Source organism: Ruegeria sp. AB7, assembly GCF_056542625.1.
Genome location: NZ_JBQGAC010000001.1, coordinates 451,389 through 476,218 on the forward strand (window position 1 = coordinate 451,389; position 24,830 = coordinate 476,218).

29 protein-coding genes, 1 tRNA gene and 1 pseudogene are annotated in these 24,830 nt (G+C 55.7%); 14 read left to right on the forward strand and 17 right to left on the reverse strand.

Annotated features, from left to right (window positions below):
* Positions 1–97 precede the first annotated feature (97 nt).
* Positions 98–220, forward strand: a complete 123-nt coding sequence (locus ACR0EN_RS02260) for a hypothetical protein (protein WP_255612104.1) — start codon at positions 98–100, stop codon at positions 218–220.
* Positions 221–405: 185 nt separating this feature from the next.
* Here ACR0EN_RS02260 and ACR0EN_RS02265 read toward each other — a convergent pair whose 3' ends face one another.
* Positions 406–1,044: a MarC family protein gene (locus tag ACR0EN_RS02265; protein WP_170393121.1), complete on the reverse strand. Its 639-nt coding sequence runs from the start codon at positions 1,042–1,044 to the stop codon at positions 406–408.
* A 55-nt stretch (positions 1,045–1,099) separates the two neighbouring features.
* Positions 1,100–1,552, reverse strand: coding sequence for an iron-sulfur cluster assembly scaffold protein (locus tag ACR0EN_RS02270; protein ID WP_170405662.1), 453 nt, complete (start codon positions 1,550–1,552; stop codon positions 1,100–1,102).
* 48 nt (positions 1,553–1,600) lie between these two features.
* Here ACR0EN_RS02270 and hisI point away from each other — a divergent pair, with 48 nt between their 5' ends.
* Positions 1,601–1,990, forward strand: a complete 390-nt coding sequence (gene hisI, locus ACR0EN_RS02275; RefSeq protein WP_170610577.1) for a phosphoribosyl-AMP cyclohydrolase — start codon at positions 1,601–1,603, stop codon at positions 1,988–1,990.
* 23 nt (positions 1,991–2,013) lie between these two features.
* Here the strand turns inward: hisI and gluQRS are convergent, their stop codons facing one another.
* The 4 genes and pseudogenes from gluQRS to ACR0EN_RS02295 all read right to left on the reverse strand — a co-directional run.
* Entirely contained in the window at positions 2,014–2,859 is an 846-nt protein-coding gene (gene gluQRS / locus ACR0EN_RS02280) for a tRNA glutamyl-Q(34) synthetase GluQRS (protein ID WP_480585016.1), read from the reverse strand.
* On the reverse strand, positions 2,856–3,470 hold the full coding sequence (locus ACR0EN_RS02285; RefSeq protein WP_170817760.1) for a class I SAM-dependent methyltransferase: 615 nt from the start codon (positions 3,468–3,470) through the stop codon (positions 2,856–2,858). The genes gluQRS and ACR0EN_RS02285 overlap by 4 nt, the downstream gene beginning before the upstream one ends.
* A gap of 38 nt (positions 3,471–3,508) precedes the next feature.
* Positions 3,509–4,849, reverse strand: coding sequence for a methylenetetrahydrofolate--tRNA-(uracil(54)-C(5))-methyltransferase (FADH(2)-oxidizing) TrmFO (gene trmFO, locus ACR0EN_RS02290; RefSeq protein ID WP_170421543.1), 1,341 nt, complete (start codon positions 4,847–4,849; stop codon positions 3,509–3,511).
* Between the two features lie 251 nt (positions 4,850–5,100).
* A pseudogene (locus tag ACR0EN_RS02295) lies at positions 5,101–5,895 on the reverse strand (enoyl-CoA hydratase); the annotation flags it as partial.
* 49 nt (positions 5,896–5,944) lie between these two features.
* Here ACR0EN_RS02295 and ACR0EN_RS02300 point away from each other — a divergent pair.
* Positions 5,945–6,388 (forward strand): PaaI family thioesterase, encoded by a 444-nt coding sequence (locus ACR0EN_RS02300; RefSeq protein WP_170405681.1) that lies wholly within the window; start codon positions 5,945–5,947, stop codon positions 6,386–6,388.
* Positions 6,389–6,447: 59 nt separating this feature from the next.
* Here the strand turns inward: ACR0EN_RS02300 and ACR0EN_RS02305 are convergent, their stop codons facing one another.
* A complete protein-coding gene (locus ACR0EN_RS02305; RefSeq protein ID WP_170393113.1) occupies positions 6,448–6,675 on the reverse strand; it encodes a YjiS-like domain-containing protein in 228 nt (75 codons plus the stop codon).
* Positions 6,676–6,774: 99 nt separating this feature from the next.
* Here ACR0EN_RS02305 and ACR0EN_RS02310 point away from each other — a divergent pair, with 99 nt between their 5' ends.
* Entirely contained in the window at positions 6,775–8,178 is a 1,404-nt protein-coding gene (locus ACR0EN_RS02310) for an aminotransferase-like domain-containing protein (RefSeq protein WP_170595657.1), read from the forward strand.
* A gap of 3 nt (positions 8,179–8,181) precedes the next feature.
* Here ACR0EN_RS02310 and ACR0EN_RS02315 read toward each other — a convergent pair whose 3' ends face one another.
* A complete protein-coding gene (locus tag ACR0EN_RS02315; protein ID WP_480585020.1) occupies positions 8,182–8,547 on the reverse strand; it encodes a nuclear transport factor 2 family protein in 366 nt (121 codons plus the stop codon).
* A 239-nt stretch (positions 8,548–8,786) separates the two neighbouring features.
* Here ACR0EN_RS02315 and rplM point away from each other — a divergent pair, with 239 nt between their 5' ends.
* Both rplM and rpsI read left to right on the forward strand, forming a co-directional pair.
* On the forward strand, positions 8,787–9,245 hold the full coding sequence (rplM, locus tag ACR0EN_RS02320) for a 50S ribosomal protein L13 (protein WP_039536983.1): 459 nt from the start codon (positions 8,787–8,789) through the stop codon (positions 9,243–9,245).
* A gap of 6 nt (positions 9,246–9,251) precedes the next feature.
* On the forward strand, positions 9,252–9,737 hold the full coding sequence (gene rpsI / locus ACR0EN_RS02325) for a 30S ribosomal protein S9 (protein WP_010440030.1): 486 nt from the start codon (positions 9,252–9,254) through the stop codon (positions 9,735–9,737).
* A 60-nt stretch (positions 9,738–9,797) separates the two neighbouring features.
* On the opposite strand, the gene ACR0EN_RS02330 is transcribed toward rpsI, so the two are convergent.
* The 9 genes from ACR0EN_RS02330 to ACR0EN_RS02370 form a co-directional block, all read right to left on the reverse strand.
* Positions 9,798–10,958 carry an ABC transporter substrate-binding protein gene (locus ACR0EN_RS02330; RefSeq protein WP_170595653.1) on the reverse strand — a complete coding sequence of 387 codons (1,161 nt, stop codon included), beginning with the start codon at positions 10,956–10,958 and terminating at the stop codon, positions 9,798–9,800.
* Positions 10,959–10,988: 30 nt separating this feature from the next.
* Positions 10,989–12,875 (reverse strand): AMP-dependent synthetase/ligase, encoded by a 1,887-nt coding sequence (locus ACR0EN_RS02335; protein ID WP_480585023.1) that lies wholly within the window; start codon positions 12,873–12,875, stop codon positions 10,989–10,991.
* 5 nt (positions 12,876–12,880) lie between these two features.
* Positions 12,881–13,654, reverse strand: coding sequence for an ABC transporter ATP-binding protein (locus ACR0EN_RS02340; protein WP_170405694.1), 774 nt, complete (start codon positions 13,652–13,654; stop codon positions 12,881–12,883).
* Positions 13,651–14,415: an ABC transporter ATP-binding protein gene (locus ACR0EN_RS02345; protein WP_170421563.1), complete on the reverse strand. Its 765-nt coding sequence runs from the start codon at positions 14,413–14,415 to the stop codon at positions 13,651–13,653. The genes ACR0EN_RS02340 and ACR0EN_RS02345 overlap by 4 nt, the downstream gene beginning before the upstream one ends.
* On the reverse strand, positions 14,412–15,509 hold the full coding sequence (locus ACR0EN_RS02350; protein WP_480561514.1) for a branched-chain amino acid ABC transporter permease: 1,098 nt from the start codon (positions 15,507–15,509) through the stop codon (positions 14,412–14,414). The genes ACR0EN_RS02345 and ACR0EN_RS02350 overlap by 4 nt, the downstream gene beginning before the upstream one ends.
* Before the next feature lie 4 nt (positions 15,510–15,513).
* Positions 15,514–16,389 carry a branched-chain amino acid ABC transporter permease gene (locus ACR0EN_RS02355; RefSeq protein WP_170635702.1) on the reverse strand — a complete coding sequence of 292 codons (876 nt, stop codon included), beginning with the start codon at positions 16,387–16,389 and terminating at the stop codon, positions 15,514–15,516.
* 42 nt (positions 16,390–16,431) lie between these two features.
* A complete protein-coding gene (locus ACR0EN_RS02360; protein WP_170393103.1) occupies positions 16,432–17,460 on the reverse strand; it encodes a zinc-binding dehydrogenase in 1,029 nt (342 codons plus the stop codon).
* A gap of 210 nt (positions 17,461–17,670) precedes the next feature.
* The gene (locus ACR0EN_RS02365) at positions 17,671–18,225 is read right to left on the reverse strand and encodes a hypothetical protein (protein WP_170421572.1); all 555 of its coding nucleotides are present in this window, start codon (positions 18,223–18,225) and stop codon (positions 17,671–17,673) included.
* Positions 18,226–18,427: 202 nt separating this feature from the next.
* A tRNA-Ser gene (locus ACR0EN_RS02370) sits at positions 18,428–18,517 on the reverse strand.
* Positions 18,518–18,640: 123 nt separating this feature from the next.
* Between ACR0EN_RS02370 and ACR0EN_RS02375 the strand changes: the two genes are divergently transcribed.
* From ACR0EN_RS02375 to proB, 8 genes are all read left to right on the forward strand, one after another.
* Positions 18,641–19,483 carry a DUF2059 domain-containing protein gene (locus ACR0EN_RS02375; protein WP_170562766.1) on the forward strand — a complete coding sequence of 281 codons (843 nt, stop codon included), beginning with the start codon at positions 18,641–18,643 and terminating at the stop codon, positions 19,481–19,483.
* Positions 19,483–20,289: a DUF2059 domain-containing protein gene (locus tag ACR0EN_RS02380; protein WP_480585026.1), complete on the forward strand. Its 807-nt coding sequence runs from the start codon at positions 19,483–19,485 to the stop codon at positions 20,287–20,289. Before ACR0EN_RS02375 ends, ACR0EN_RS02380 begins: the two co-directional genes overlap by 1 nt.
* 210 nt (positions 20,290–20,499) lie before the next feature.
* Positions 20,500–21,117 carry a 50S ribosomal protein L21 gene (locus ACR0EN_RS02385; protein WP_170421606.1) on the forward strand — a complete coding sequence of 206 codons (618 nt, stop codon included), beginning with the start codon at positions 20,500–20,502 and terminating at the stop codon, positions 21,115–21,117.
* An 11-nt stretch (positions 21,118–21,128) separates the two neighbouring features.
* Complete coding sequence (gene rpmA / locus ACR0EN_RS02390) at positions 21,129–21,398, forward strand: 50S ribosomal protein L27 (RefSeq protein WP_010440093.1); 270 nt, start codon at positions 21,129–21,131, stop codon at positions 21,396–21,398.
* Positions 21,399–21,493: 95 nt separating this feature from the next.
* Complete coding sequence (locus ACR0EN_RS02395) at positions 21,494–22,102, forward strand: LysE family translocator (RefSeq protein WP_480585029.1); 609 nt, start codon at positions 21,494–21,496, stop codon at positions 22,100–22,102.
* Positions 22,099–22,635 carry a GNAT family N-acetyltransferase gene (locus tag ACR0EN_RS02400; RefSeq protein WP_170393085.1) on the forward strand — a complete coding sequence of 179 codons (537 nt, stop codon included), beginning with the start codon at positions 22,099–22,101 and terminating at the stop codon, positions 22,633–22,635. Before ACR0EN_RS02395 ends, ACR0EN_RS02400 begins: the two co-directional genes overlap by 4 nt.
* A gap of 37 nt (positions 22,636–22,672) precedes the next feature.
* A complete protein-coding gene (gene obgE, locus ACR0EN_RS02405; protein WP_170800836.1) occupies positions 22,673–23,707 on the forward strand; it encodes a GTPase ObgE in 1,035 nt (344 codons plus the stop codon).
* The gene (gene proB, locus ACR0EN_RS02410; protein ID WP_170393083.1) at positions 23,695–24,801 is read left to right on the forward strand and encodes a glutamate 5-kinase; all 1,107 of its coding nucleotides are present in this window, start codon (positions 23,695–23,697) and stop codon (positions 24,799–24,801) included. The genes obgE and proB overlap by 13 nt, the downstream gene beginning before the upstream one ends.
* The last annotated feature ends 29 nt before the right edge of the window (positions 24,802–24,830 follow it).

Sequence of the window (24,830 nt, forward strand, 5' to 3'; positions counted from 1 at the left end):
CTAAGTTCACAAATGTTCTCAAAAAGTTCTTTACCGACTCGTTAAAATATGAGAACAAAAGGTCAACAAAGGATTAAACCTGACCGGAGGTGAGACCATGCTGAGCCAGATCAAAACTGCCTTTACCCGTTCACAATCCACGATTTTGCAGGATGCAGCGGGCGCGGTTTCACTGGTTGTGATGCTGGTGGTTGCCCTTCACCTGCCAACCGGGTTCTAAGCCTTTCTGCCTGCGATCTCGTGCCGATCACACCGCGCTTGTCTCCCCGTCATAGTCAAGGGTGACCTGCCTGTCCCATTTCCCTTGAAGGGGCCTGCCTCGGCCCCGTGCGGTGATCCGGACCCTACATGAGAAACGCATGACTTGCCGCCGCCCTTTCCGCCCGGAAGGTGCGGCGGTTCTTTTTACAGCTGTCCGGTTTTGATGATTTCGATCGTGGCGGATAGAACTGAATTTACGGCGACGGATGCAAGGATCATCCCCATCACGCGGCTGATGATCGCTGCGCCGGAATGCCCGATCAACCGGATGATCGGTTCGGCCAGCAGCATCAGCACAAACGCTATGGCAATAACGACCAACATAACCAGTGCAGTGATGCTCTGATCGGCGACGCTGTATCGGTTGTTGTCCGTTAGAACCACTATCGCCAGCATCGCGCCCGGTGACGCAAGCGAAGGGACGGCCAAAGGGAAAATGGCCGGATTGGTCTTGTGCATTTTGTCGTCCAAGTCTTCTTCGGCCTGGCGCTGCTCGATCACTTGTTTGCTTTCGCCAAAGATCATAGTCAGAGCGAAGAGAAACAGAATAATTCCGCCTGCAACCTGAAACGAGTTAAGGCCGATATCCAAAGCCTCGATCACAAGTTGCCCAAAGATCAGAAAGAACAGCAGAATGCCTGCGCTGACCAACGCGGCCAGTAAAGCAGTTTTACGACGCGCACCCGTCGCGATTCCAGCAGTGACAGCGATAAAGACGGGGATGGTGCCGATCGGGTCGATCACGACCCAGAGCGTCACAAAATGTTCCAGCAAATTGTTCACGTTAGCCCCCCCAATCATTGGGGGCACCCTATACGGCTTTGTATGGAAAAGCCAATCAGGCGCAGTTGGCTTGTTCGGCCTGCTCCATCGCCTCGGCGGTCGCGTCAAGCGCCAGCAGGATTGACGCGTGGCGGTTCTTGTAGTCCCGCGCGGGCATCAGGACTTCGAGCCCGTCAAAGGGCGCCTCGGGGGCAGGGCCGTCTTTCTTCAGCATTGCGGAAAGCTGATCACGTGCGGTTTCGACCTGCGACCGCGTCGCCCCGATCACGGCGCTGCCTACGACCGAAGCCGAGGCCTGACCCAACGCACAGGCCTTGACGTCTTGCCCAAAGTCCACGATCCGCCCATCTTCAAGCTTGACGTCTACAGTCACGGTCGATCCACACAAAGGGGCTCGTTTCTTTACCGTCGCATCGGGATTATCCAAGCGATCCAGATGAGGAATATCCGCAGCTAGCGCCAAGATGCGTCCGGAATAGAGCTTGATCAGATCGGTTTCGCCGCTCATGGCTTTCCCTCGTTGTCCATTCCCCATACATAATGGCGGGATTCTGGGATGCAAAAGGTTTTTGCGATGGCTGACGCAGTCTTGTTCGATCCGTCGACACTGAAATTCAATGAGGCGGGTTTGATTCCCGCGATCGCACAGGACGAAGCGACGGGCGAGGTTCTGATGATGGCCTGGATGAATGCCCAATCCATCGAGCGCACGTTGGAAACCGGACGGGTTACGTATTGGTCGCGGTCGCGACAGGCGTTCTGGATCAAGGGCGAAAGCTCAGGCCACTTGCAGGCCCTGGTGGATTTTCGCGTCGATTGCGACAGGGATTGCCTGCTGGTTGTGGTGAACCAAACGGGGCCAGCCTGTCACACCAACCGGCGAAGTTGTTTCTACACGGCCGTCCGCAATGGGACCGAAGTCGAACTCATGAAGCCGATGGAATAGTGGGGCCTCTGATGGTGGTCAGGTCAAATGCCCACCATCTCTCTGATTTCAGCGGGAGATGCTCCTTGTTCGCGATAAAGCGAGATGGCGCGTGCGTCGTCACGTTTCGCGAGGCGTTTGCCGTTGTTGTCCCGGATCAGACGGTGATGATGATAAACAGGTGTCGGCAACCCAAGCAGCCCTTGTAAAAGGACATGTATCTGCGTGGCATCGAACAAATCCTCGCCCCGGACCACATGGGAGATGTTCTGATCCGCATCATCAACCACGACGGACAGGTGATACGAACTGCCCATATTGCGCCGAACGAGAATGATGTCGCCAACCGCGTTCATGAGGTTGTGCGCATCAAGCTCATGCGTTCCCAAATACTTCGCACCAGTTTCACAAAATCCACGAAGTTCGGATGCCTTGATTGCCTTGTGCATGTTCAGGCGCAGAACATCCCCATCTGAAGCATCCGACAAAGGGCGGTCGCGGCACGTGCCTGGATAGATGCGCCCGTCAGGTCCGAACTGGGGTACACCTTCCTGCGGAGCATCGGCCGCAGATTCGATATCGGCACGATTGCAGCTGCAAGGGTAGACAAGGCCCATGTTTTTCAGAATTTCCAATGCCTCTCTGTATCGCGGCAGCCTGTCCGACTGGCGCATCGCCGGGTGCGGCCAGCGCAGTCCAAGCCAGTGCAGGTCGTCGTAGATCTGGGTTTCCCAATGGGACCTGGATCGCGATTGATCAATATCTTCGATCCGTAAAAGAAATGATCCACCCGCAGCCCGTGCCTGATCAAACGCAAGAAGCGCGGAATAGGCATGCCCTAGATGCAGCGGACCTGTTGGAGATGGTGCGAAACGCGTTGTGAATGTCACGTTTTTTCAACAACATAAACGTCTGATTTCATGTCCATACCCGGTAGATGCGGACCGTATTCGCGGAATAACAGCCTTGCGTGACCCATGTCCAGCCAGTCGTTCAGCCGCCCGGTGTAAGTGCGGTCAGCCAAAGTGTGATCGTTGAAGGAAAACGCCAGATATCCGCCACGTGGCAGCGCGTTCATAAGTAGATCAAAGGTTTCAGGCGGCGCGGCACCAACGCCGATGACGCCAATGCATGTTATGGCTGAGTAAGCCTCGGCCTCAATGGGGTTGGGATCAGTAACTTCGAAGTCTATCAAGTTGCGATAAACCCCCTTGGCAGCGGCACCTTCCAGCATCTTTGGTGTTGGATCCATCCCATCGATGACACGAAAACCCGCCTTGCGAAGTGCTAAACCCGACAACCCGGTACCGCATCCGTAGTCCAGCACCGGCACATCAGCATCTGAGACAAAGGATTTCAATGCTGCCGCAACACGGTCCGGGGTGACATATCCGTGCTCACCGACCTCATCATCGTATGAGGCCGCCCATTTCTGGTAGTGATCGTGCGTTTCCTGGGCAGAATTCAGATTGTATGTGTCTTTCAGAAACTTATCGCTCATACCTTACATGTTAGGCGCAGGCTGGGGGCGACGTCCAGTCAACACTGCTTTACCCAATCGCTCCAGACTTCCTTTGCGCGATCGGTATAGGCCTTGTAGCGGTCCTTGCGGCCTCGGCGCCCCCCCTTCAGGCCGTCGACCGGGCGAAACAGACCGAAATTCACGTTCATCGGCTGGAAGGTCTTGGCTTCGGCGCCGCCCGTGATGTGGTGAATCAATGCGCCCATCGCACTGTCTTGCGGTACGTCGGGAAGGGATCGGCCTAGTATTTCGGCAGCGGCCAAACGGCCTGCCAAAAGGCCCATCGCTGCGCTTTCCACATAGCCTTCCACCCCCGTGATTTGCCCCGCAAAACGAATATTTGGCCTAGACTTGAGCCGCATCTGCGCGTCCAGCAAAGTCGGAGAGTTGATGAAAGTGTTGCGGTGAATGCCACCCAATCGCGCAAAGCTGGCATTTTCCAGACCCGGTATCATACGAAATACCTCGGTCTGCGCTCCGTACTTCATCTTGGTTTGAAAACCGACGATATTGAACAACGTGCCCAAGGCATTGTCGCGCCGCAATTGGACGACGGCATAAGGTTTTACGTCCGGTTGATGCGGATTTGTCAGGCCAACAGGTTTCATCGGGCCATGGCGTAAAGTTTCACGACCGCGCTCGGCCATAACCTCGATCGGCAGACAGCCGTCGAAATAACCAGCGGTCTCTCCCTCGTGGAATTCGGTCTTATCTGCAGCCAGCAGCGCATTAATGAAGGCTTCGTGCTGGTCACGATCCATCGGACAGTTGAGGTAGGCGGTGCGCTCTTCCTCAGTCTCGCCCTTATCGTAGCGTGACTGCATCCAGGCTTTGCTCATATCAATGCTGTCTGCATAGACGATGGGGGCGATCGCGTCGAAAAAGGCCAGCGCCTCGGCACCAGTCTCTGCGCGAATGGCTTCCCCCAATGCGGGCGAGGTCAACGGCCCGGTTGCAAAGATCCACTTTCCGTCTTGGGGTAGACTGGTTACTTCTTCCGCTGAGACCGAGACCCGTGGATGGGCCTTCAGCTTGGCAGTTACGGCTTCGGCAAAAGGATCACGGTCAACCGCAAGCGCGCCACCCGCAGGCAGGCGATGGCTATCTGCGGTCGTCATGATCAACCCGTTTGCCGCGCGCATTTCCCAATGCAGCAAGCCGACTGCGTTCTGTTCATCATCATCCGATCGGAATGAGTTCGAACACACCATCTCGGCCAGATTGCCGGTCTGGTGTGCAAACGTGCCCACATTAGGTCGCATTTCGTGGATCACAACATCCACGCCCATTTCCGCTGCCTGCCAGGCGGCCTCGGACCCGGCCATGCCGCCGCCCACGATATGCAATGTCTCTGTCATGTGCTGCCAAATAGGGCAGAGCAGCGCCATGCGCAATGCGCAGTAATCGCTTTAGTTCTGAGGGGGATTCTTGGGGTCGCCGCTGCGGGAATGTCAACGCCGGTGAGAGAAACCAGCTTGGAGGGACCTTCCGCCCACGGCGACCCAAAAGTATGGTCAGGCCTTGGCCTTGACCCAGCTTTGCCACAGTGTCGCCCTTTTGAAAAGTGAAAAAATGCGAACAGTCGGCAAAAATGTATTAAATAATTGCGTTACTGGTGCCAATCAGGCGGGCGCTTTTCGATAAAGGCACTAATTCCTTCCTCAGTATTCCGGTCCATCATATTCTGTGCCATTACCTCGGCGGTATAATCGTATGCCTGATCAGTCCGCATTGTAATCTGTTGATAAAAAGCGGTTTTACCGATCTTCACCGCACTGCTGAGCTTGCCTGCCAACTTCTCGGCCAACGCATTGGTTTCATCTTCCAACAAGTTCTCGGGAACCGCTCGATTGATCAGACCCAGCTCAGCCGCGCGTTCGGCGGTGATAAAATCACCGGTCGTGAGCATTTCAAACGCCTGTTTCCGCGGTATATTCCGGCTGAGAGCCACCATCGGAGTGGAGCAGAACAAGCCGATATTGACACCATTTACGCCGAACCGTGTGCCCTCGGCCGCGATTGCCAGGTCACAGGTTGCTACAAGCTGACACCCTGCGGCAGTGGCGATCCCGTGCGCTTGGGCGATCACGGGTTGGGGCAGGGACTGAATGGACATCATCATCTTGGCACATCGGTCGAACAGATCCTGAAAATAGGAAAGCCCACCATCGGGTGCCTGCCGCCCCTGGGTCATCTGTTTCAGATCGTGCCCCGCGCAAAAGGCTTTCCCCGCACCGGAAAGAACAACAACACGAATCGACTTGTCTTCGCGTAGCGCATCGAACTCTGCCTGCAGTGCCGCCAGCATTTCATCGCTGAGGGCGTTCAACCGCTCAGGCGCGTTCATTCGAAGCCGTGCAATCGCACCTGTGTCGTTACGTTCCAGAATTGCCATCTTGCCCTCCCGCTGGCGTTCAGGCCAACTCTAGGCGGGCAGAGCGACGAGGGGAAGCATGTCATTAGCACTGAATAAACAAGAATTGACGGAATACCTGGCGCAGGTGTTTCCACAGGTTCATAACGACTTTGTCGTCGAGGATCTGACAGAAGCCAACATCACCATGCGCCTGAGGGTCGAAGACCGTCACCTGCGCCCCGGAGGCACAGTATCTGGTCCGTCCATGTTCGGGCTGGCTGATGTCAGTGTATATGCAATGGTTTTGGCGCGGAAAGGTCGGCAATCTCTGGCTGTCACGACCAACAGTTCTCTGGATTTCTTGCGCAAGCCGGAAGGCGGGGCGGACCTGATTGCTGAGTGTAAGTTGTTGAAATTAGGTCGAACACTGGCTGTCGGGGATGTGCTGATTTACTCGGAAGGCTCTGACAAACCCGTCGCGCGGGCCAGCATGACCTATTCGCTTCCTCCAGAAGGCTCAGCCGCTGCTGCCTTTGGGTAAAAAAGGCCGGGGATAAACCCCGGCCAGGAAGAGGTCCCTTAGATGGGACTGGGGATAGTCTATTTCATCCAGAAATAGCGGCTGACTTCTGCATCTGCCCGATGGCGGGTCAGCCCGACATCGCGGAGCAGCCTGTCATCCAGCTTACCTAAGTTTACCCGGCTGCGGCGGCGTTGTTCCCATTGTGTGACCGACGCCGCAAACCGCACGGCCAGCGCGGCGATCAGCGGCAGCCGGGGGCTGTCGTTCAGCAGCAAGAGGGCGGGGTTGTGCATTGCGCGTGTCATCTTGGGTATCCTTTCAAATTGTATTGACACAAAGTAAAAATGTTCGGTACACTGCTTTGATACATTCAGCATTGTGTCGAAATCAAAGGAAGAATTGTAATGGATACAATTTGGCCAGAGGCGCTACCGAAATCCAAAGGTCCAAAATATACTCTGGTCGCTGACACGATCCGAAAAGCGATAGAAAACAAAACGCTGGAGGTTGGAAAGAAACTGCCTCCGGTGCGTGAGTTAGCGTATCGATTAAAGATTACACCAGGCACTGTCGCGCGCGCCTATACGATCCTGACCGATGAAGGTTTGCTACAAGCCGAGGTCGGGCGTGGTACATTTGTAGCCCCGCCGAGATCGCCCATTCTGGATGATGTCTGGTCGCGGCAGCTACATCTGAGGGACGACAAATATGAATCCAATGTCAGCCTGTTCAGCCCACGCTTGCCAGATGTGGGGCAGGTGACATTAATCCGCGAATGCCTTGAAAAGGTTGCAAAAGGCGATCCGCGGATGTTTATGAACTATCCGACCCGAGATGCCTACCTACCCGTGCGCCAGGTTGTGGCCGACTGGTTGTCAGATCTTCCTCTGGGCTCATTGAATGCAGATGACATTGTACTGACACACGGTGGGCAAAGTGGCATTTGCGTCGTGTTCCAGACCGTTCTGAAAGATCCGAAACCCATCGTGTTGGTTGAGGACTTGTCTTATGCCGGGTTCAGACGGGCAGGTGAGTTGATGCGCGCCGAGGTTGTCGGGGTAAAAATGGACAAATGGGGCATAAGCCCCGATGCGCTGGACCACATCCTCAGGCAAACGAAGGCACAGGCGATCTGCGTCTCACCCGAAGTGCAGAACCCAACGGGCGGGCATTCGCCGTTGGAACGGCGCAAAGAAGTTGTCGAGATTGCGCGAAAGCATGAATTACAGATCATCGAAGACGATTGCTATCGCATGGGCGAGGCCCGCGCGCCCAGCTATCGTGCTTTGGCACCCGAACGGGGCTGGCATGTTTCGTCAATTTCGAAAACTCTCACACCAGCATTACGGGTAGGTTTCGCCATCGCACCGAAAGAGCAGAGCGTCGATCTGCGGCGTTCTGCAGAATACGGGTATTTCGGGCTCGCCCAGCCTTTGGCTGAGTTGACGCGGTTGCTGTTGGGACATCCAGAGGCGAGGCAACTTGCAAAAAACGTCCGTACCAAGATGGGCGAATATGTACGTGTGGCGGTAAACGCCCTGGGCGGCTTCGATCTAAACTGGGATTCTGAAATTCCCTTCGTCTGGCTTCATCTGCCTTCCGGTTGGCGGTCTGCTGCGTTCAGCCGGGCGGCCGAGCGGGAAGGTATTCAGCTGCGATCGGCCGATGAATTCGCGCTGCGGGATGGTCGCGCGCCAAATGCCGTTCGTATAGCGGTGAATGGGCATGTCTCGCTTGAGAAGTTCGAAGATGCCATGCTGCGCCTGCGCGCGCTGCTGGATAACCCACCCGAACAAATAAGCGTCTAGCCGTTATTGCACCGGGGAAGGGTCGCCGAAAAAGCCCGACAAATGTGCAATTTTACCATCGGCATCGAGACGAATGAAATCATGTCCGGCCACCATAATGGAACCATCGGGAGCAACCATATGCCAGGTGAAGTGGACCACATCATGGTGTGAATTCGGCTCACTGGTCAGCTCAACTCGGCCCTTTGTATCACTCAGAACCGCTCCGATATGGGCATTGAGTTGATCTCTGCCGGAAACTTCTGCAGTTGGATCGACGTAACGACCAGTTTGTGTAAAACACTGCTCAAGAAGGCTCAGTCGCCTTTCGGGATCGGTCGACTGCCATGCCGCACCATAGGCAGCGATAACCTGTTCCAATTCTTGCATTGCCACCTCCGACATTGGATGATCTTGGTTGAGTCTAGCTTAGCTAAACTACGTAAAGTTGGATATGCCGAAGAAATTTTGGGGTAAAATAATACCTATTTTATAAGTTATTGTTATTGATAGATATATTATACTTTGCCTGTATTGACCTGCATAACTAGTAGGTCTAAACCCCCTCCATCGAATTCGGGCCGCTCCGCCAAGGGGCGGTCTTTCACATCAAACAGGACTATCCTGCCATGAAAACCTTTTCTGCAACACCTGCAGACATCGACAAGAAATGGATCCTGATCGACGCCGAGGGCGTTGTTCTGGGCCGTCTTGCCTCGATCGTCGCCATGCGCCTGCGTGGCAAGCACAAAGCGTCGTTCACACCCAACATGGACATGGGCGACAATGTCATCGTGATCAACGCTGACAAAATCCAGATGACTGGCAAGAAGCGCGAAGAGAACTTCTACTGGCACACTGGCCACCCGGGCGGCATCAAGTCGCGCACCAAGCAGCAGATCCTTGAGGGTGCACACCCCGAGCGCGTCGTGACCCAAGCGGTCAAGCGCATGCTGCCGGGCAACCGTCTGGCGCGTCAGCAGATGACCAACCTGCGCGTTTATGCTGGTGCCGAGCATCCTCATGAGGCGCAAGCGCCCGAAGTTCTGGACGTTAAGTCCATGAACAAGAAAAACACCCGGAGCTAAAGACCGATGGCTGATCAGATCAATACTCTCGAAGAGCTGAGCGCCGTCGCAGGCGTTGAAACCGTGGCCGAAGAAGTTATCGTACGTGAACCCGTACGTGACGAGCTGGGTCGTTCCTACGCCACCGGCAAGCGTAAAGACGCTGTTGCCCGCGTCTGGATCAAGCCGGGTTCCGGCAAGGTCACCGTGAACGGCAAGGATCAGGACAAGTATTTTGCGCGTCCCGTTCTGCAGCTGATCCTGCGCCAGCCGTTCCAGGTTGCTGGTGTGGAAGGTGAGTTCGACGTTGTTGCAACCGTCAAAGGCGGCGGCCTGACCGGTCAGGCCGGTGCGGTCAAGCACGGCATCTCGAAAGCGCTGCAACTGTACGATCCCAACCTGCGTGGCGCTCTGAAAGCCGCTGGCTTCCTGACCCGCGACAGCCGCGTTGTGGAACGTAAGAAATACGGTAAGCGCAAAGCGCGTCGTTCGTTCCAGTTCTCGAAGCGTTAATCGCTGCGGATACCGAATTGGAAAGGGCTCGCAACTGCGAGCCCTTTTTTCTTGGTCGGTTTATTCTTCGTAAACCAGTTTCCACGCACCATTTTCGACGACGCTGACAAATACAGTGTCAGCACCCTGATGGTCATCGGGCCCATATGTGATCTGGTTGCCGACCAACTCATCCATGTAATCCAGAGATTCCATCGCGGCGATAAAGCTATCATGCGTCAGATCAGGACCTGCAGCTTCAAGCGCTTTGACCATCATCTCGGCCGCTGAATAGCCCAGCATTGAAAATCCGACCGGGTCTTCGCCCGTAGCCTCTTTGTATTCAGCAATAAATGCTGCCGGGGCTGGCTCTTCGGCGCGCGCCCAGAGATCCAGCCACGAGGCCGCCGCATAGAAACCGTCGGTCACACCACCGGGCACCTGCGCCACCACGGTTAGGAAGCTGGCAGAGGTGCCGAGGAACTTCATGTCGGTCAGGCCCATTTTCTTGGCCGTTCCAACAACGGTGATTGCCTGACGCACGCCGAGCGCCATCGTGACGATGTCACAACCTTCTTCTTTAAGCTTGCTCAAGGACCCCACGAAATCCGTCTCGTCCGGTTTATGGGTGGTCTCAGCGCCGAAAGTGATGCCAGCCTCTTCGGCTCCCGCTTTGCTGCCTTCCAGAATTTCCTCACCGAAATCAGTAGGCAGGTACATGGTGCAAACGGTTTGCGATCCAAATTCACCGTTCAGATACTTCACCCCAATCCGAGCTTGATCGTAATAGGTCGAGAACGAGGTGAACTTGTTCTTCATCGGCTCTTGCAGCATTTGCCGCGCGGCGGTCAAGGGGGCGACATTAGGAATACCTTTCGGGTCCAGCAGCTTGAACCCAGCAACATTCATCGGCGTACCCAGCGACTGCAACATCGCGAAAACCTTGTCACGGTTCAGCAGCTTGTTATAGCCCTGCATCGCGCGTGGCATCTGATAGCCGTTATCCTCGACGACAAAGCGGATCTTGCGGCCATGCACGCCACCCTCGGCGTTGACGCGATCAAAGACCACATTTGCGCCTTTGGTGGCCGGAACGCCCACGGCAGCGAAGATGCCGCTGAGGTCGTTGACTGAGCCAATGACGATCTCGTCATCTGTCACGCCTTGTGTTTGCGCCCAGCTGATCGTGGCGGATGCAGTCAATGCCGTCGCTGCGGCAAGGCCCTTAAATAAGTGTTTCATACTTCTCCTCCCTGTTGGGTCGCCCCTTAACTAATTGTACATATCTTCAATGAGATGTGCGTGTTTCTTTTCCACCAGACCACGCTTGAGTTTCATCGTCGCCGTCAGCTCCTCATCTTCGGCAGTGAGCAACACGTCGATCAGCCGGAAATCCTTGATCTGTTCGACCCGCGCAAAGTCCTTATTAACCGCTGCGATTTCCTCGCCGATCAGCTCCGTCACTTCGGAAGCAGCACAAAGGGAAGAAAAGTTCGAAAAGGGGATCTTGCACTCTTGTGCGAATTTCTCGACATTTTCCTGATCGATCATGATTAGCGCCGTCAGATACTTGCGCCGATCCCCGATGATCACCGCGTCCGAGATATACTGGCTGAACTTCAACCCGCTCTCGATCTCTGCGGGCGTGACGTTCTTACCGCCCGCAGTGATGATGATGTCCTTGAGGCGCCCTGTGATGGTGACAAAACCTTCCTCGTCGATATGCCCCATATCCCCGGTGCGCAGCCAGCCGTCGCAGGTGAAGCTTTCGGCTGTTTTGACATTGTTGCGCCAGTAGCCCTGAAAGACGTTCAGGCCTTTGACCTGAATTTCTCCGTCATCCGAGATGCGCAGGTCGTTGCCAGGAACAGGTTTCCCAATGGTGCCGATCTTGTTGGCCTCAAGCGTGTTCAGCGCTGCTATGCCGGCGGTTTCGGTCATACCGAAGCCCTCTACAATGGGCACACCAATTGCCCAATACCACCTGAGCAAATCGGGAGAGATCGGCGCTGCACCAGAGCCGCCTCGGCGGAGACGATCTAAGCCCAGCATCCGGCGCAGGTTGCGCAGAACAAGCCGATCCCAAAGCCAGAACTGCATAGCGATCAGTGCTGGAACAGGTTTGCCTGCAAGGATAAATTCAGCCCGCGCCATTCCAGACTTGAGCGCCTGTGCAAAGGCGAAACGCCCTGTGGGCGTTGCTTCTTTCGCCATGAACATGACCTGCGAGTAGATCTTCTCCCACACGCGAGGGACGGCAGTGAAGGTGGCGGGAGAGACCTCTTGCAGGTTGGAGAACACTGTCTCGGGGCTTTCAGCGAAATTCACAGTAGTCTTCATCGCAAGCGGGTAGTAGATCGACACGTCGCGTTCGAGTATATGACAGAGCGGCAGAAAGCATAGCTGTTCGTCGGTTGATTGGGAGGGCAGGGAATGCGCCCCTGCCTCTATCGCGGCCATTATGTTCTCATGGCTTAGCATGGCGCCTTTGGGATTACCGGTGGTACCTGACGTATATATGAGCAGGGCGGTGTCTTGTGACGTGGTTTCAGCGATTTCTGCTTCGAATGCGCCGGGTTCATCGACCTCAGCCTGCTGCCCCAGAGCATACAAGTCCTCGATCATCATGCAACGCGGATGATCCAGGTCGTGCAGGCCTTCATCCTCAAGGATAATGACCTTGAGCAGATCGGACAGATCCGCCTCGACTTCGAGGAACTTGTCCAACTGCTCTTCATCTTCAACGATCAGAAACCGGCTGCCACTGTCATTGATCAGGTATTTTAACTGGCTGGCCGAATCTGTGGTGTAGACGCCCGAAGCAATCCCTCCGACACACTGGATGCCCATGTCGAACCACGCCCATTCCTTGCGGTCTTCGGACAGGATCGAGACAACCTCGCCACGTTGCAGACCCAGCTTGCGCAGGGCCAGCCCGATCCATTTGGCGTGTTGCCAGTAGTCGGCCCATGAGTAGGATTTCCAGATGCCGAAGTCCTTCTCGCGATGCGCCGTACGCTGTCCCAGTTCGGCACAGCGTTTCTGGAATAGCTCGCATATCGTGACACAGCCATCGACTCGCAGGGGTCTCTGACCGGGCGTAGCGTTGAACTGCACACCGTTGATACTGGTCTGAGGGGGCAGGGGGCTTGCGTCCATCCAGCTCACCTCCACGTCTTTTTGCGTTTCCAGCGACGGTTTTCTCGCGCGCCTTCTTCCTGAACGCCCAGATAGAAGTTCTGAATGTCCTCGGATTGCAGCAAGGTTTCAGCCGCACCATCCATAACGATCCGTCCGATCTCCATTACATAGCCATGATGGGCGAGTTCCAGTGCTGCATTAGCGTTCTGCTCGACCAGCATCATTGTCATGCTCTGTTCGTCATTCAGGCGTTTGAGAATGCCAAAAATCTCTTGCACCAGCAGCGGCGATAGGCCCAGCGAAGGCTCATCCAACAGCATGATACGCGGGTTAGCCATCAGGCCGCGCCCAATCGCCAGCATCTGCTGTTGCCCGCCGGACAGAGTGCCAGCCTCTTGATTGCGGCGGTCTTTCAACACAGGAAAGTAGGAAAACACCAGATCGCGGTCATGATCGATCTGTCCTTTATCCGAAAGGGTATAAGCCCCAAGGTTCAGGTTCTCGTCGACGGTCAAAAGTGGAAAGACCTCGCGTCCCTCGGGCACATGGACGATGCCTTTTTGCACGACCTTGTGAGGTTCCGATCCCTGTATTTGCTGACCGTCAAATGTGATTGAACCTTTTTCGGGATCCATCACGCCTGAGATTGTTTTCATCAGCGTTGTCTTGCCCGCGCCATTTGCGCCCAGGATTGAAACGACCTGCCCTCGATGCACGTCCAATGACACGCCACGAATGGCCATGATCGGGCCATAAAAGCTTTCAACATTGCGAATGCTAAGGATCGGTTGGTTCATGAAGCTTTGCCCAAATAGGCCTCTACCACAGCAGGATGAGATTGAACTTCGGCTGGGGTTCCAAGGGCAAGCTTCGCTCCGTCGGCCATGGCAAGAACCCGGTCGGACACGCCCGAGACCAGACCCATATCGTGCTCTACCATAAGCACGGTAATGCCCATCTGACGCCGGATGTCATCGATCCACCAACGCATATCTGTGGTCTCTTCCACCGATAGGCCCGAGGCGGGTTCGTCCAACAGCAGGAGTTTTGGATCGGTGGCCAACGCTCGGGCGACTTCGACCACCTTACGCACGCCATAGGGGAGGCCCGAGATCATCTTGTCACGAAAGGCCTGGAGGTCGAGGAAGTCGATGATCTCTTCAACCTTTTCTCGGTTCTCGATCTCCTGCCTGCGAGCTGAGGGCGAGAACAGAATTTCCGAGATCAGATTGGTTTTGCGGTGCCGGTGGCGCCCGACCAGGAGGTTCTGCAAAACGGTCGCATGTTCGAACAGTTCAATGTTCTGGAACGTCCGCGCGACGCCATAGGCCGCGACACCCGAGGGCTTGATACGCAGCAGATCATGCCCGTCAAAGTGGATCGCACCTGCATAAGGATCATAGAAGCGCGAAATCAGGTTGAAGACCGTTGATTTGCCTGCGCCGTTGGGACCGACGATGGCGAACACCTCACCTTCTTGCACGTTGAAGGACAGATCATCCACAGCAGTCAGACCGCCGAATTTCAGGGTAACGTTTTCAAACTCCAGCAAGCTCATCTCAGACGCTCCGTCTTGAGATAGGACTTTTGTCGTTTGAACATGTCCTTGCGGTAGAAGGGGAACAGTTCGAACCACGTCCGGATTTTTAGCCATCGACCATACAGACCCATCGGTTCGAACAGGATGAAGGCGATCAGGATCATGCCAAAGATGCCGAATTCGAGCCCCGGAATGGCGACCGTATTGCCACCAAACAGGGCTGCTGCGTATTCCTTTGAAATCGACAAAAACTGCGGCAGGAAACCGATCACGATTGCGCCCAAAAACGCGCCATGGATCGAACCCAGACCTCCGATAACGATCATCATCAGCAATTGGATGGAAATTACGACGCTGAATGTCTCGTTATTGAACGCCCCAGAGAACATACCCATCAATGCGCCTGCTAGTCCGGTGACGGCGCAGGAGAGGGCGAAAGAGATCGTCTTGGTGCGCGCGATATCCACACCCATCGCCTGCGCTGAGATCTCAGAGTCTCGTACGGCGATGAAGCTGCGGCCCAAGGGCGCGCGCAATAGGTTGATATAGCCCAGTGTCACGACAACGGCGACGGCCAGCACCAGCCAGAAGAACGGGGCCGGGGTCGCCCAACGATCGACCAGATGTCCGAAGATTTCGACACCACCCAGATATTTACCCGCGACACCTCCGGTGACGGGTTCGGCCAGAACGATGATGTCGTCCATGAGCACAGACAGAGCCAGGGTGAAGATCGCAAGATAGATGCCATGCAGGCGCAGGGCAGGGATGGCGACGGTTGCTCCGACGATGCCGGTCAACAGGCCCGCCAACGGGAACGCCAGCAGAAAGGGCACCCCAGCCTCAATCAGGATGACATTGGCATAGCACCCAACGGCCAGAAAGGCGGCATGGCCAAGGCTGGCCTGCCCGGTATGGCCGGTTAGGATCATCAAGCCCAAACCCGCGATGGCCCAGATCAGAACATTGGTCAGTTCGCCAAGATAAAAGTCATCCAACCACCACGGCGCAGCGGTTACGACCGCCAACAGGATCAGATAGAGGCTGAGCTGATAGCCATCCTTCCAAGGGCGAATGTCCTGCATATAGTTTGTTTTGAAAACAATCCGCATGCGATCAGACCTTCTTGACCCGCACCTGGCTGAACAGCCCATGCGGTCGAAAGATCAGAACTGCCAGCAACAGCGCATAAGGCGCGATCTGACTGTACCCGGCTGCGATATAGCGGCTGGCAAAGGGCTCGATTACGCCGACGATTAGCCCGCCGGCCAAAGCGCCGGGCAGGCTGCCGAATCCGCCTATCACAGCTGCTGCAAATGCCTTGATTCCCAGAAGCCCAGTTGTGGGATCGACCGAGCCTTTGGCCGCGAACAAAATTCCGGCAATCCCAGCGACAACTCCGGCCAATGCCCAGATTAAGCCCTGAACCCGCTTGACCGGGATCCCCATGTAATAGGCCGCCAACTGGTTTTGAGACGCACCTTGCATGGCAAGCCCCAGCTTGGTCTTGCTGAAGAACACAAAAAGACCCCAGGTCAGTAGTACGGTGACAACAATCACGGCCACGTCCTCCATCCCCAGCACAAGACCACCGAACCGGATTTCCTTACCAGCCAATGGGTTCTGCAGCGTTTGCGGCTCGTGCCCCCAGATCAGACCAGCTGCAAACCTGATCACAAAGCCCAAGGCGATGGTTAGGATCACCACGGCAGTCTGACTTTCGCCAAAGACGCGGCGGATGATCAACCGATCGATCAGATACCCAAGTGCGCCCATAATCCCCAGTGAAATCGGTAGCGCCAGCCAGAAGGGCAGCCCCATATATTCCGTATTCGTAAGGCCAATGGTGACAAACGCACCCAGCATCATGAAATCGCCCTGCGCAAAATTCACTGCCTCGGTGGCTTTGTAAATCAGTACAAAGCCAAGGGCGATCAGGCCGTAGACACAACCATTCGCCAGCCCGCTAATCAGCAGCTGTGCGTTATCCAATCTCACCCTCCCTAAGCCGGTTAAGTCCGGCGCTTTGTTCTACTATGGAGTGATTATCACCTTCCCGTCACTCTTTTTCAGAGCATCCGCCAGATTTGGCAGCACTTCTCGTAGCGAAAGCCGTGCGGAAACATCTGTGCGCCAGCGCCCATCTGCAAATCGCGCCTGCACTTCGCTGACAACTCGCATTTGATCAGCCGGGGGTGTGTCCATCATCCAGCGGGTCAGCCAGAAACCCTCGATCCGTTTGCTCATGAAGATCAACTGGCCCATCTGAGTCAACTTCGGCATTTCCGTACTGAGTTTCCCATAGCAAACCCACCGCGCGCCATTGGGCATCGCGCAGAACACCTGCTCTGACAGTTGGTCGGCAACCGCGTCGAGAAAAACACGAGGTTTCAGATCTGCACTGATCGTGGCAAACCGCGTCGGCGCATCCGTATCGCTGGTCACGACCACCTCTGCCGCACCCAGGCCTTTTAACATCTCGACCGTTTCGGCGCGCCGCACCAGAGCGATCGGTTTCAACCCAAGATCCCGTCCAAGGCTGCACATCAACTTACCAAGCTGGCTGGTGGCGGCAGAGACCACAAAAGCCTCGCCCTCAGCCCGTGCGATATCCACCATCGCCATTGCGGTTAGCGGGTTTACGATCTGCGCCGCCCCGTCCTCATCCGAGATTTCGGGGCGCAAGGGGATACACATCTGGGCCTGCGTCACAACATACTCGGCCCAGGCACCAGAGCCTGCTGCCACAAAGGCCACGCGCTGATCCAGCAGGGCGTCAGCCCCGGTACCGGTGGCAACAACATCTCCGCACCCCTCGAACCCTGCTGCGGCGCCTTTGACCCGCGGCTGACCATATTCTCCTTTGATAAAATGGATATCTGAAGGATTCACCGAGGCAGTGCGCACTTTGATCAACACTTGTCCCGCCTTTGGGACAGGTACAGGCAGTTCAGCCTCCGCTAACCAGTCCGAGGCATTCTCCAGCGTCGGTCCCGTGGCTGTGCCGGAATATCCGTCCTGCGTCTGAACAACGGCAAACATGGTGTCGGGCAGGGTGGTCATCGTTCGATCCTTCTTTGATGCGAGTTCGGCACGAGGCCTTCATCGTCACAATGTAACACACTGACAAAAGGTTTTATTTTTTCAAAGCAATCTCAAGAAAGCAATCAAACACGGTGAGCTATGTCAATTGGGTAATGCCGTAATGTGACGCAAATTAAGTCGCATCCCGACCGGGTGAACCAGCCCTCTTGGGGCTGGTTCTGGAACTGATCACTGCTGCGTCATCAGATTGCGTAGATCCTGTATCTTCGCGACAACCAGCTCAGGCGACGCTTTGATCTCGTCGAGGATCTTCATAACCTGCGTTTTGATGTCCTGAGACAAGGCGCTTTCCTGAACCGACGTGACGATTGCGTCATAGTCGAAATTCTGCGCGGTCAGCATGCCGTCCTGGACCCACGAGTTGAACAGTTCCTGCCCCTGACCGGCAAGCGCTGCGACCTGATCGCCAGCTGCTGAGGCTGCATCATTGGCCTGCTCGGTCAAAGATGTAGCAGCGTCGCTGGCCTGTTCCGATACCGAAGATGCAGCTTCCGAGGCCTGATCCGCAATCGAGGACGCAGCCTCGGATGCTTGTTCAGTCGCCGCCTCAACGGCATTAGCAGCGCCCTCTTGTATTGCCGAGGCTGCTTCACCAACCGCCTCTGAGGCATCTTCAGCCGCCGATTGCAACTGCTCGGCAGGGGTTGGTTCAGGTTTTGTGGCGAAATAGTAAGCGCCTCCGCCGATAACGGCGATGGCTACGATAAGTAAAAGACGCGACATTGGATGTCTCCTTCAAATGATGTGTCGCTCAGATGGGGTTAAGGTACGTTAAAGCAAAGGGGAAAACACGTGAGTTTGCAGCATATTGCGGGTTTGAGCCACACTGCGCTGATTGACACTGCAGGCAGTGGCAACATCATGCCATCCGTTGCAAGAATCGCAACACAAGCAAAGAAACAGCCTTGAAGGATGAATTGATTTATGGCGGAGAGACAGGGATTCGAACCCTGGGTGGGCTTGCACCCACAACGGTTTTCGAGACCGCCCCGTTCGACCACTCCGGCACCTCTCCGCGGGGGTCTGTGAGGGGGGGATTTAGTGGTGAACGGGCAGGGGTGCAAGCAGAAAATTCCGGATTTTGACGTTAGTGGGATTTTCCATTGCCAGAGGTAAGAAAACACCTAGGCTGATATGTATGACTTACTTTATACGCCAGTTCGCAATCAGCCTCATCCTTCCAATTTTCTCGCTTGGTGTCATGGCCTCGCCATCTCAGGCCGCCAGTCAGGATCAGATTGAGGCGTTTCTGACCACGACAGGGTTTGACGTTGCCTTGGAAAGCATAGCGCAGGCCTCTGCTTCGGCCCCGCAGATGCTAGGTATCGACCCTGACGGCTTCGGATCGGATTGGGCGCGTCTGACCGAAGAGGTGTTTGATACCGCTTTGATGCACGAAACGGCTGTCTCGATCCTTGAACAGACGCTTAGCGAAGAGGCGCTGGTCCACGCGGTCTCGTTTTACGCCTCGGAGTTGGGGCAAAGACTGGTCGTTGCTGAAAACGCCGCTCATATGGATGACAATGATGATGCTAAACAACTGGCCGGGCAAGAAATCGTCTCGAAGTTGATAAAAGAAGGCTCATCTCGTGTTGAAAGCCTGAAGCGCATGAACCGTGCGGTGGACGCCAGCGGAACCTCGCTGCGCGCGCTGCAAGAGATCCAGGTGCGGTTTTTACTGGCGGCAAGTGCGTCTGGCATTATCGACATGCAACTGAGCGGAGATGAACTGCGCGCGATGATACAACGCAATGAAGGTGAGTTGCGTCGATCTCTGCAACTGTCAGCTTTGGCAGGGGCGGCTTACACCTACCAGGATTTCTCGGATGAGGATGTCGACGCCTATGTTGACGCTCTGGAACAGCCTCTGATGCAGGAGGTCTATGAGCTGTTGAATGCGATCCAATATGAAATCATGGCGATGCGGTTTGAAGTATTAGCCGCCCGCATGGCCGAATTGCGCCCGGCGCAGGATATCTGATGCGAGTTTTAGCTACGGCACTCTGTTTGACGATCTGGGCGCTGCCTCTGGCCGCAAGCGAGCGTGCTGAAAGACTGATGCAGGCGATGCATATTTTGGATTTTATGAAAATTCTTAGTGAAGAAGGCGTGGCGCAAGGGCATGCAATCAACGAGTCGATGCTGGGCAGCTCAGGAGGAGCCTATTTTTTGGCGCAAGTTGAGGATTTGTACGATCCGAGCACGATGCACCAACAACTTTCGCTGTCGGTTGGCGAGATGATGTCCGATGTGCAGCTAGAACAAGCTTCGATCTTTTTTGAAAGCGAACTGGGGCAAAGCATCGTTTCTCTGGAAAATTCGGCGCGCCGGGCCATTGCAGATGACGCGATCGAAGAGATGGCACGCAGCGCTTACGAACAGGCTGATCGCGAGGGCATGTTTTTTCGTCTTGTAGATGAATATGTGCAGGTCAACGACCTGATCGAGAAAAATGTGCAAGGCACCATCAGCGCTGATTATAGTTTTTACCAAGGACTTGCCTCTGGGCAAAGTGCCCTGTTCGACGATGCATCCGTGTTGCAGGAACTGCTATCTCAGCATGAGAACACCAGGGCAGAGACAACTGAATGGATGTACTCGTTCCTTTTATTGGCCTATCAGCCGTTGAACGAGTCTCAGATGCGAGAGAACATCGCCTTTTCCCGCACCGATGCGGGTCGGGCCTTGAATTCCGCTTTGTTCATGGGTTTTGATGAAATGCTAAACGGCATCTCTTACCAGCTTGGTCAAACCGTCGCGCAAGCCATGAAAGCGTCGGATCTCTGAGCCGCAGATTTTTGGTTGACTTTCTTCATGAATGCTTCGATAAGCGCGCATCCCGGCCGGCTTTCCGCGCCGGGTATCGTTATTCTTTGACCTGATGGCATGTGCCAAAGGTCATTCACACAGCCCGAAAAGGGCGCGCTGTTCGAGGTGGCGAAAGCCGGAAACACCCAATCGGGGACCACAGAACGCGGTTAGACAAAGGAAAGACGCATGTTTGCGGTCCTCAAGACTGGCGGCAAGCAGTACAAGGTTCAGGCGGGCGATGTGCTCCGTGTTGAAAAGCTGGCTGCCGACGCAGGTGAAAAAGTTCAATTCAACGATGTTCTGATGCTGGGCGGCGACGCACCGGTTGTTGGTGCACCTTTCGTTGAAGGCGCAGGCGTACAGGCCGAAGTGATCGAACAGATCAAAGGTGACAAGGTCATCAAGTTCGTCAAGCGCCGTCGTAAGCACAGCTCGAAGCGTACCGTTGGTCACCGTCAGAAACTGACTCTGGTCAAAATCACCGACATCCTGTCGTCAGGCGCTGACAAGTCGGGCATCAAAGCTGCAACCGGTTCGGCACCGGCTGGCGAAGCTGCTCCGGTGGCAAAAAAGCCTGCCAAGAAAGCTGAAGCCAAAGCAGAGGCACCCGCCGCAGCTGCTGCCGCTGACGATCTGACTGCTCTTAATGGTGTCGGCCCTGCCGCTGCCAAAAAGCTGGTTGAAGCCGGTATCGAAAGCTTTGCCGCTCTGGCCGCCTTGTCGGACGAGCAGATTGCTGCTATCGACACCATCAAAGTGAAACCCGAATGGGTTGAGCAAGCCAAAGAGCTGGCTCAGGGCTAAGGAGAGAGAGAATGGCACATAAGAAAGCTGGCGGTTCCTCCCGTAACGGTCGCGACTCAGCTGGTCGTCGCCTTGGCGTGAAACTGTATGGTGGCCAGGCCGCCATCGCAGGCAACATCATCGTGCGTCAGCGCGGCACCAAGTTCTGGCCGGGCGAAGGCGTAGGCATGGGCAAAGACCATACCATCTTTGCAACTGTCGATGGCGCCGTGAAGTTCCATAAGGGACTTAAAAACCGCACCTTTATTTCGGTCCTGCCAGTGGCGGAGGCCGCAGAGTAAGCCGAAACCCAGAAGGTTTAAGAAAAATTCATGGGGGACCGGCACAAAGTGCCGGTCCCTTTTTCGTTTTAACGCAGTCGTGATCACCAGAACTGATGACAGTCGCAACCACCAGTTTCCTGATTTTCGCCGCCTCACAGGTCGGCACGCCGGGACCGGCCAACATGGTCCTGCTGGGAACCGGTGCGCGCTATGGCTTTCGGGCGGCGTTGCCTTTTGTGGCGGGTGTCATACTGGGCAAGCAGTTGATCATCTGGCCGGTTGGGTTTGGGCTGATGCAACTGGCCGATCAGGTGCCGTTGGTGTTCGAGACACTCAAATATGTTTCTGCTGCATATATTTGCTGGCTCGCGTGGAAAATTGCCAATCTGCGGCTTTCCCGAGGTCAATCGGATAAGCAAGTGCCCGGTTTTCTGGCGGGGTTAATAGTGCATCCGCTTAACCCTAAGGCTTGGGCAATGATTATCGCAGGTTTCACCGGGTTTGTGGCAACAGGAACACCCAGTTTTGAGGCGACCCTCACGATCGCTCTCTGTTTGTTAATCTGCCAGATCGTATTGCACCCGATCTGGACATTTGCAGGAGATCGGATCGCCCATGCGGTTGAAGGTCGGCCTGCAGAAAAATATCTGATGTGGACGTTAGCCAGTTTGACAGTTGCGTCCGTACTTTTTGTGTTGTTCGGAGGAGGAACGCACTCATGAAGATTGAGGCAATAATAAATCAGCCGGTCATTGAAACCGAGCGGTTCGACCTTCGCCCTCTGCGTCGGTCGGATTTGGGTCTCATTGAGCATTACGCAGGCGATGAGCGTGTGGCGCGCATGACGACATCGATCCCGCATCCATTGCCGCCCGGCTCGATTGAGGCGTTTGTGATGCGCGCGATGGCCGAAGACCGGGACGAGGATGTCTGGGCAATGGATGCCACAAAGGATGGTGGCCCGGAGCTGATCGGACTGATTTCATTGACTCGGCTGGATCGCAACCAGTCCGAGGTCGGCTATTGGGTCGCCCCGGTGTATTGGAACACCGGCATTGCATCGCTGGCCGTTGAAACGCTGGTCAACGCCAATCCGCTGGAAAACGCGACCATGTTCGCCAGCGTGTTCCAGGACAACCCGGCCTCGGCCCGGGTTCTGACCCATTGCGGATTCCAGTATCTTGGCGATGCGGAAACCTATTCGGTGGCGCGCGATGCGAATGTGCCCACCTGGACCTATACAAAGAAACTCTGACTTGTGGCCGATGGGGCCTTTGCAGTAGGGGACAGCTATGAAATTTCTCGATCTTGCAAAGGTCTACATCCGGTCCGGGGCCGGAGGTGGCGGCTGCGTCAGCTTTAGACGTGAAAAGTATATCGAATACGGCGGACCCGATGGTGGGGACGGCGGTAAGGGTGGGTCTGTTTGGGCCGAGGTTGTGGACGGGCTGAACACCCTGATCGACTTTCGCTATCAACAGCATTTCTTCGCCAAGAACGGCCAACCCGGTCGCGGTCAGCAACGCACCGGTAAGGATGGTGACGACATCATCCTGCGCGTTCCCGTCGGAACCGAGATTCTGGACGAAGACGAAGAGACCGTGATATGTGACCTGACCGAGGTTGGACAGCGGTTTTTGCTGGCAAAAGGCGGCAACGGCGGCTTTGGCAACCTGCATTTCAAATCCGCGACCAATCAGGCCCCGCGCCGCGCCAATCCGGGGCAGGCGGGGATCGACCGCACCATCTGGCTGCGGCTGAAGCTGATTGCGGATGTGGGTCTTTTGGGCATGCCCAACGCCGGGAAATCAACTTTCTTGGCTGCCACATCCAATGCACGGCCCAAAATCGCCGACTATCCCTTTACTACGCTGCACCCCAATCTGGGCGTTGTCGGTGTCGATAACGTGGAGTTCGTCGTTGCCGACATTCCAGGTCTGATCGAAGGCGCGCATGAGGGGCGTGGAATCGGTGACCGGTTTCTTGGCCACGTGGAACGCTGCGCGGTACTGTTGCATCTGGTCGACGGCACCTCGGAAACTGTGGTCGATGACTATCGCACAATCATCACCGAGCTTGAGGCCTATGGCGGAGAGCTGGCGGATAAGCCGCGTATCACCGTATTGAACAAGATCGACGCTCTGGACGATGAGGAACGCGAACTGATCAAGGCCGAACTGGAAGAAGCCGTTCGCGGCCCGGTCATGACCATGTCAGGCGTTGCGCATTTGGGCGTTACCGAGGTGCTGCGGTCCTTGCGGGCTCAGATCGATGAAAACCGCCTGCGCCAGAAACCCGCCGAGGAGGCCACGCCTTGGCAACCCTGACCCATGCCCGCCGCCTGGTGGTCAAGATCGGATCGGCCTTGTTGGTCGACCGGGATACGGGATTGCTCAGGTCGGATTGGCTGAAATCGCTGGCGCAGGACGTGGCTTGGCTGAAAGGGCAGGGGACGGATGTTGTTCTGGTTTCGTCCGGGTCAATCGCGTTGGGTCGAGGTGTACTTGGCCTGCCGATGCAGAATCTGCCGCTGGAACAGTCACAGGCCGCTGCGGCGGTTGGACAAATTCGGCTGGCCCGTGCGTATGAAGAAGCGTTGACGCCGCATGAGATCAAAACCGCTCAGGTGCTGGTCACGTTGGAAGACAGCGCGGATCGGCGGCGTTATCTGAATTCCCGTGCAACGCTGGAAACGCTGCTGAGCCTGGGTGTTGTTCCGATTGTCAACGAAAACGATACAGTCGCCACGGATGAGATCCGGTATGGCGACAATGACCGGCTGGCAGCGCAAATCGCCGTGACCATCGGCGCGGATCAGTTGATCCTGCTTTCAGATGTCGACGGGTTCTATTCGGGCAATCCCAACGAGGACACGACAGCCACCCGATATGACGTGATCAAACAGATCACGCCCGAGATCGAGGCCATGGCAGGTGACGCGGGATCGGGGCTGTCAAAGGGCGGCATGAAGACCAAGCTGTTGGCTGCCAAGATGGCAACCGCAGCTGGCTGCGATATGGCGATAACTGAAGGATCACCCCTGAACCCGCTGAAAACGCTCGAAAATGGAGCGAGCTGCACTTGGTTCACGGCCACGCTCGATCCGCATGCAGCCCGGAAACGCTGGATTTCGGCGATGAAACCGCGCGGAGAGATCGTGATCGATGACGGCGCGGCAAGGGCGCTTTCCAATGGCAAAAGCCTGTTGCCCGCTGGCATTGTCGAGGTCACGGGTGATTTCGGTCGCGGCGATCCCGTCGCTGTTCTGGATGCGCAGGCGCGGAGGCTGGCACAGGGGCTAAGTCGCTATACCGCGCAAGAGGCGGATGCGATCAAAGGACGTAAATCGTCTGAAATCGAGGCGACGCTAGGCTATCCAGGCCGCGCGGCCCTGATCCACCGGGACGATCTGGCGCTATAAGGGCGTGATTTGATAAACTGAGACCGAAA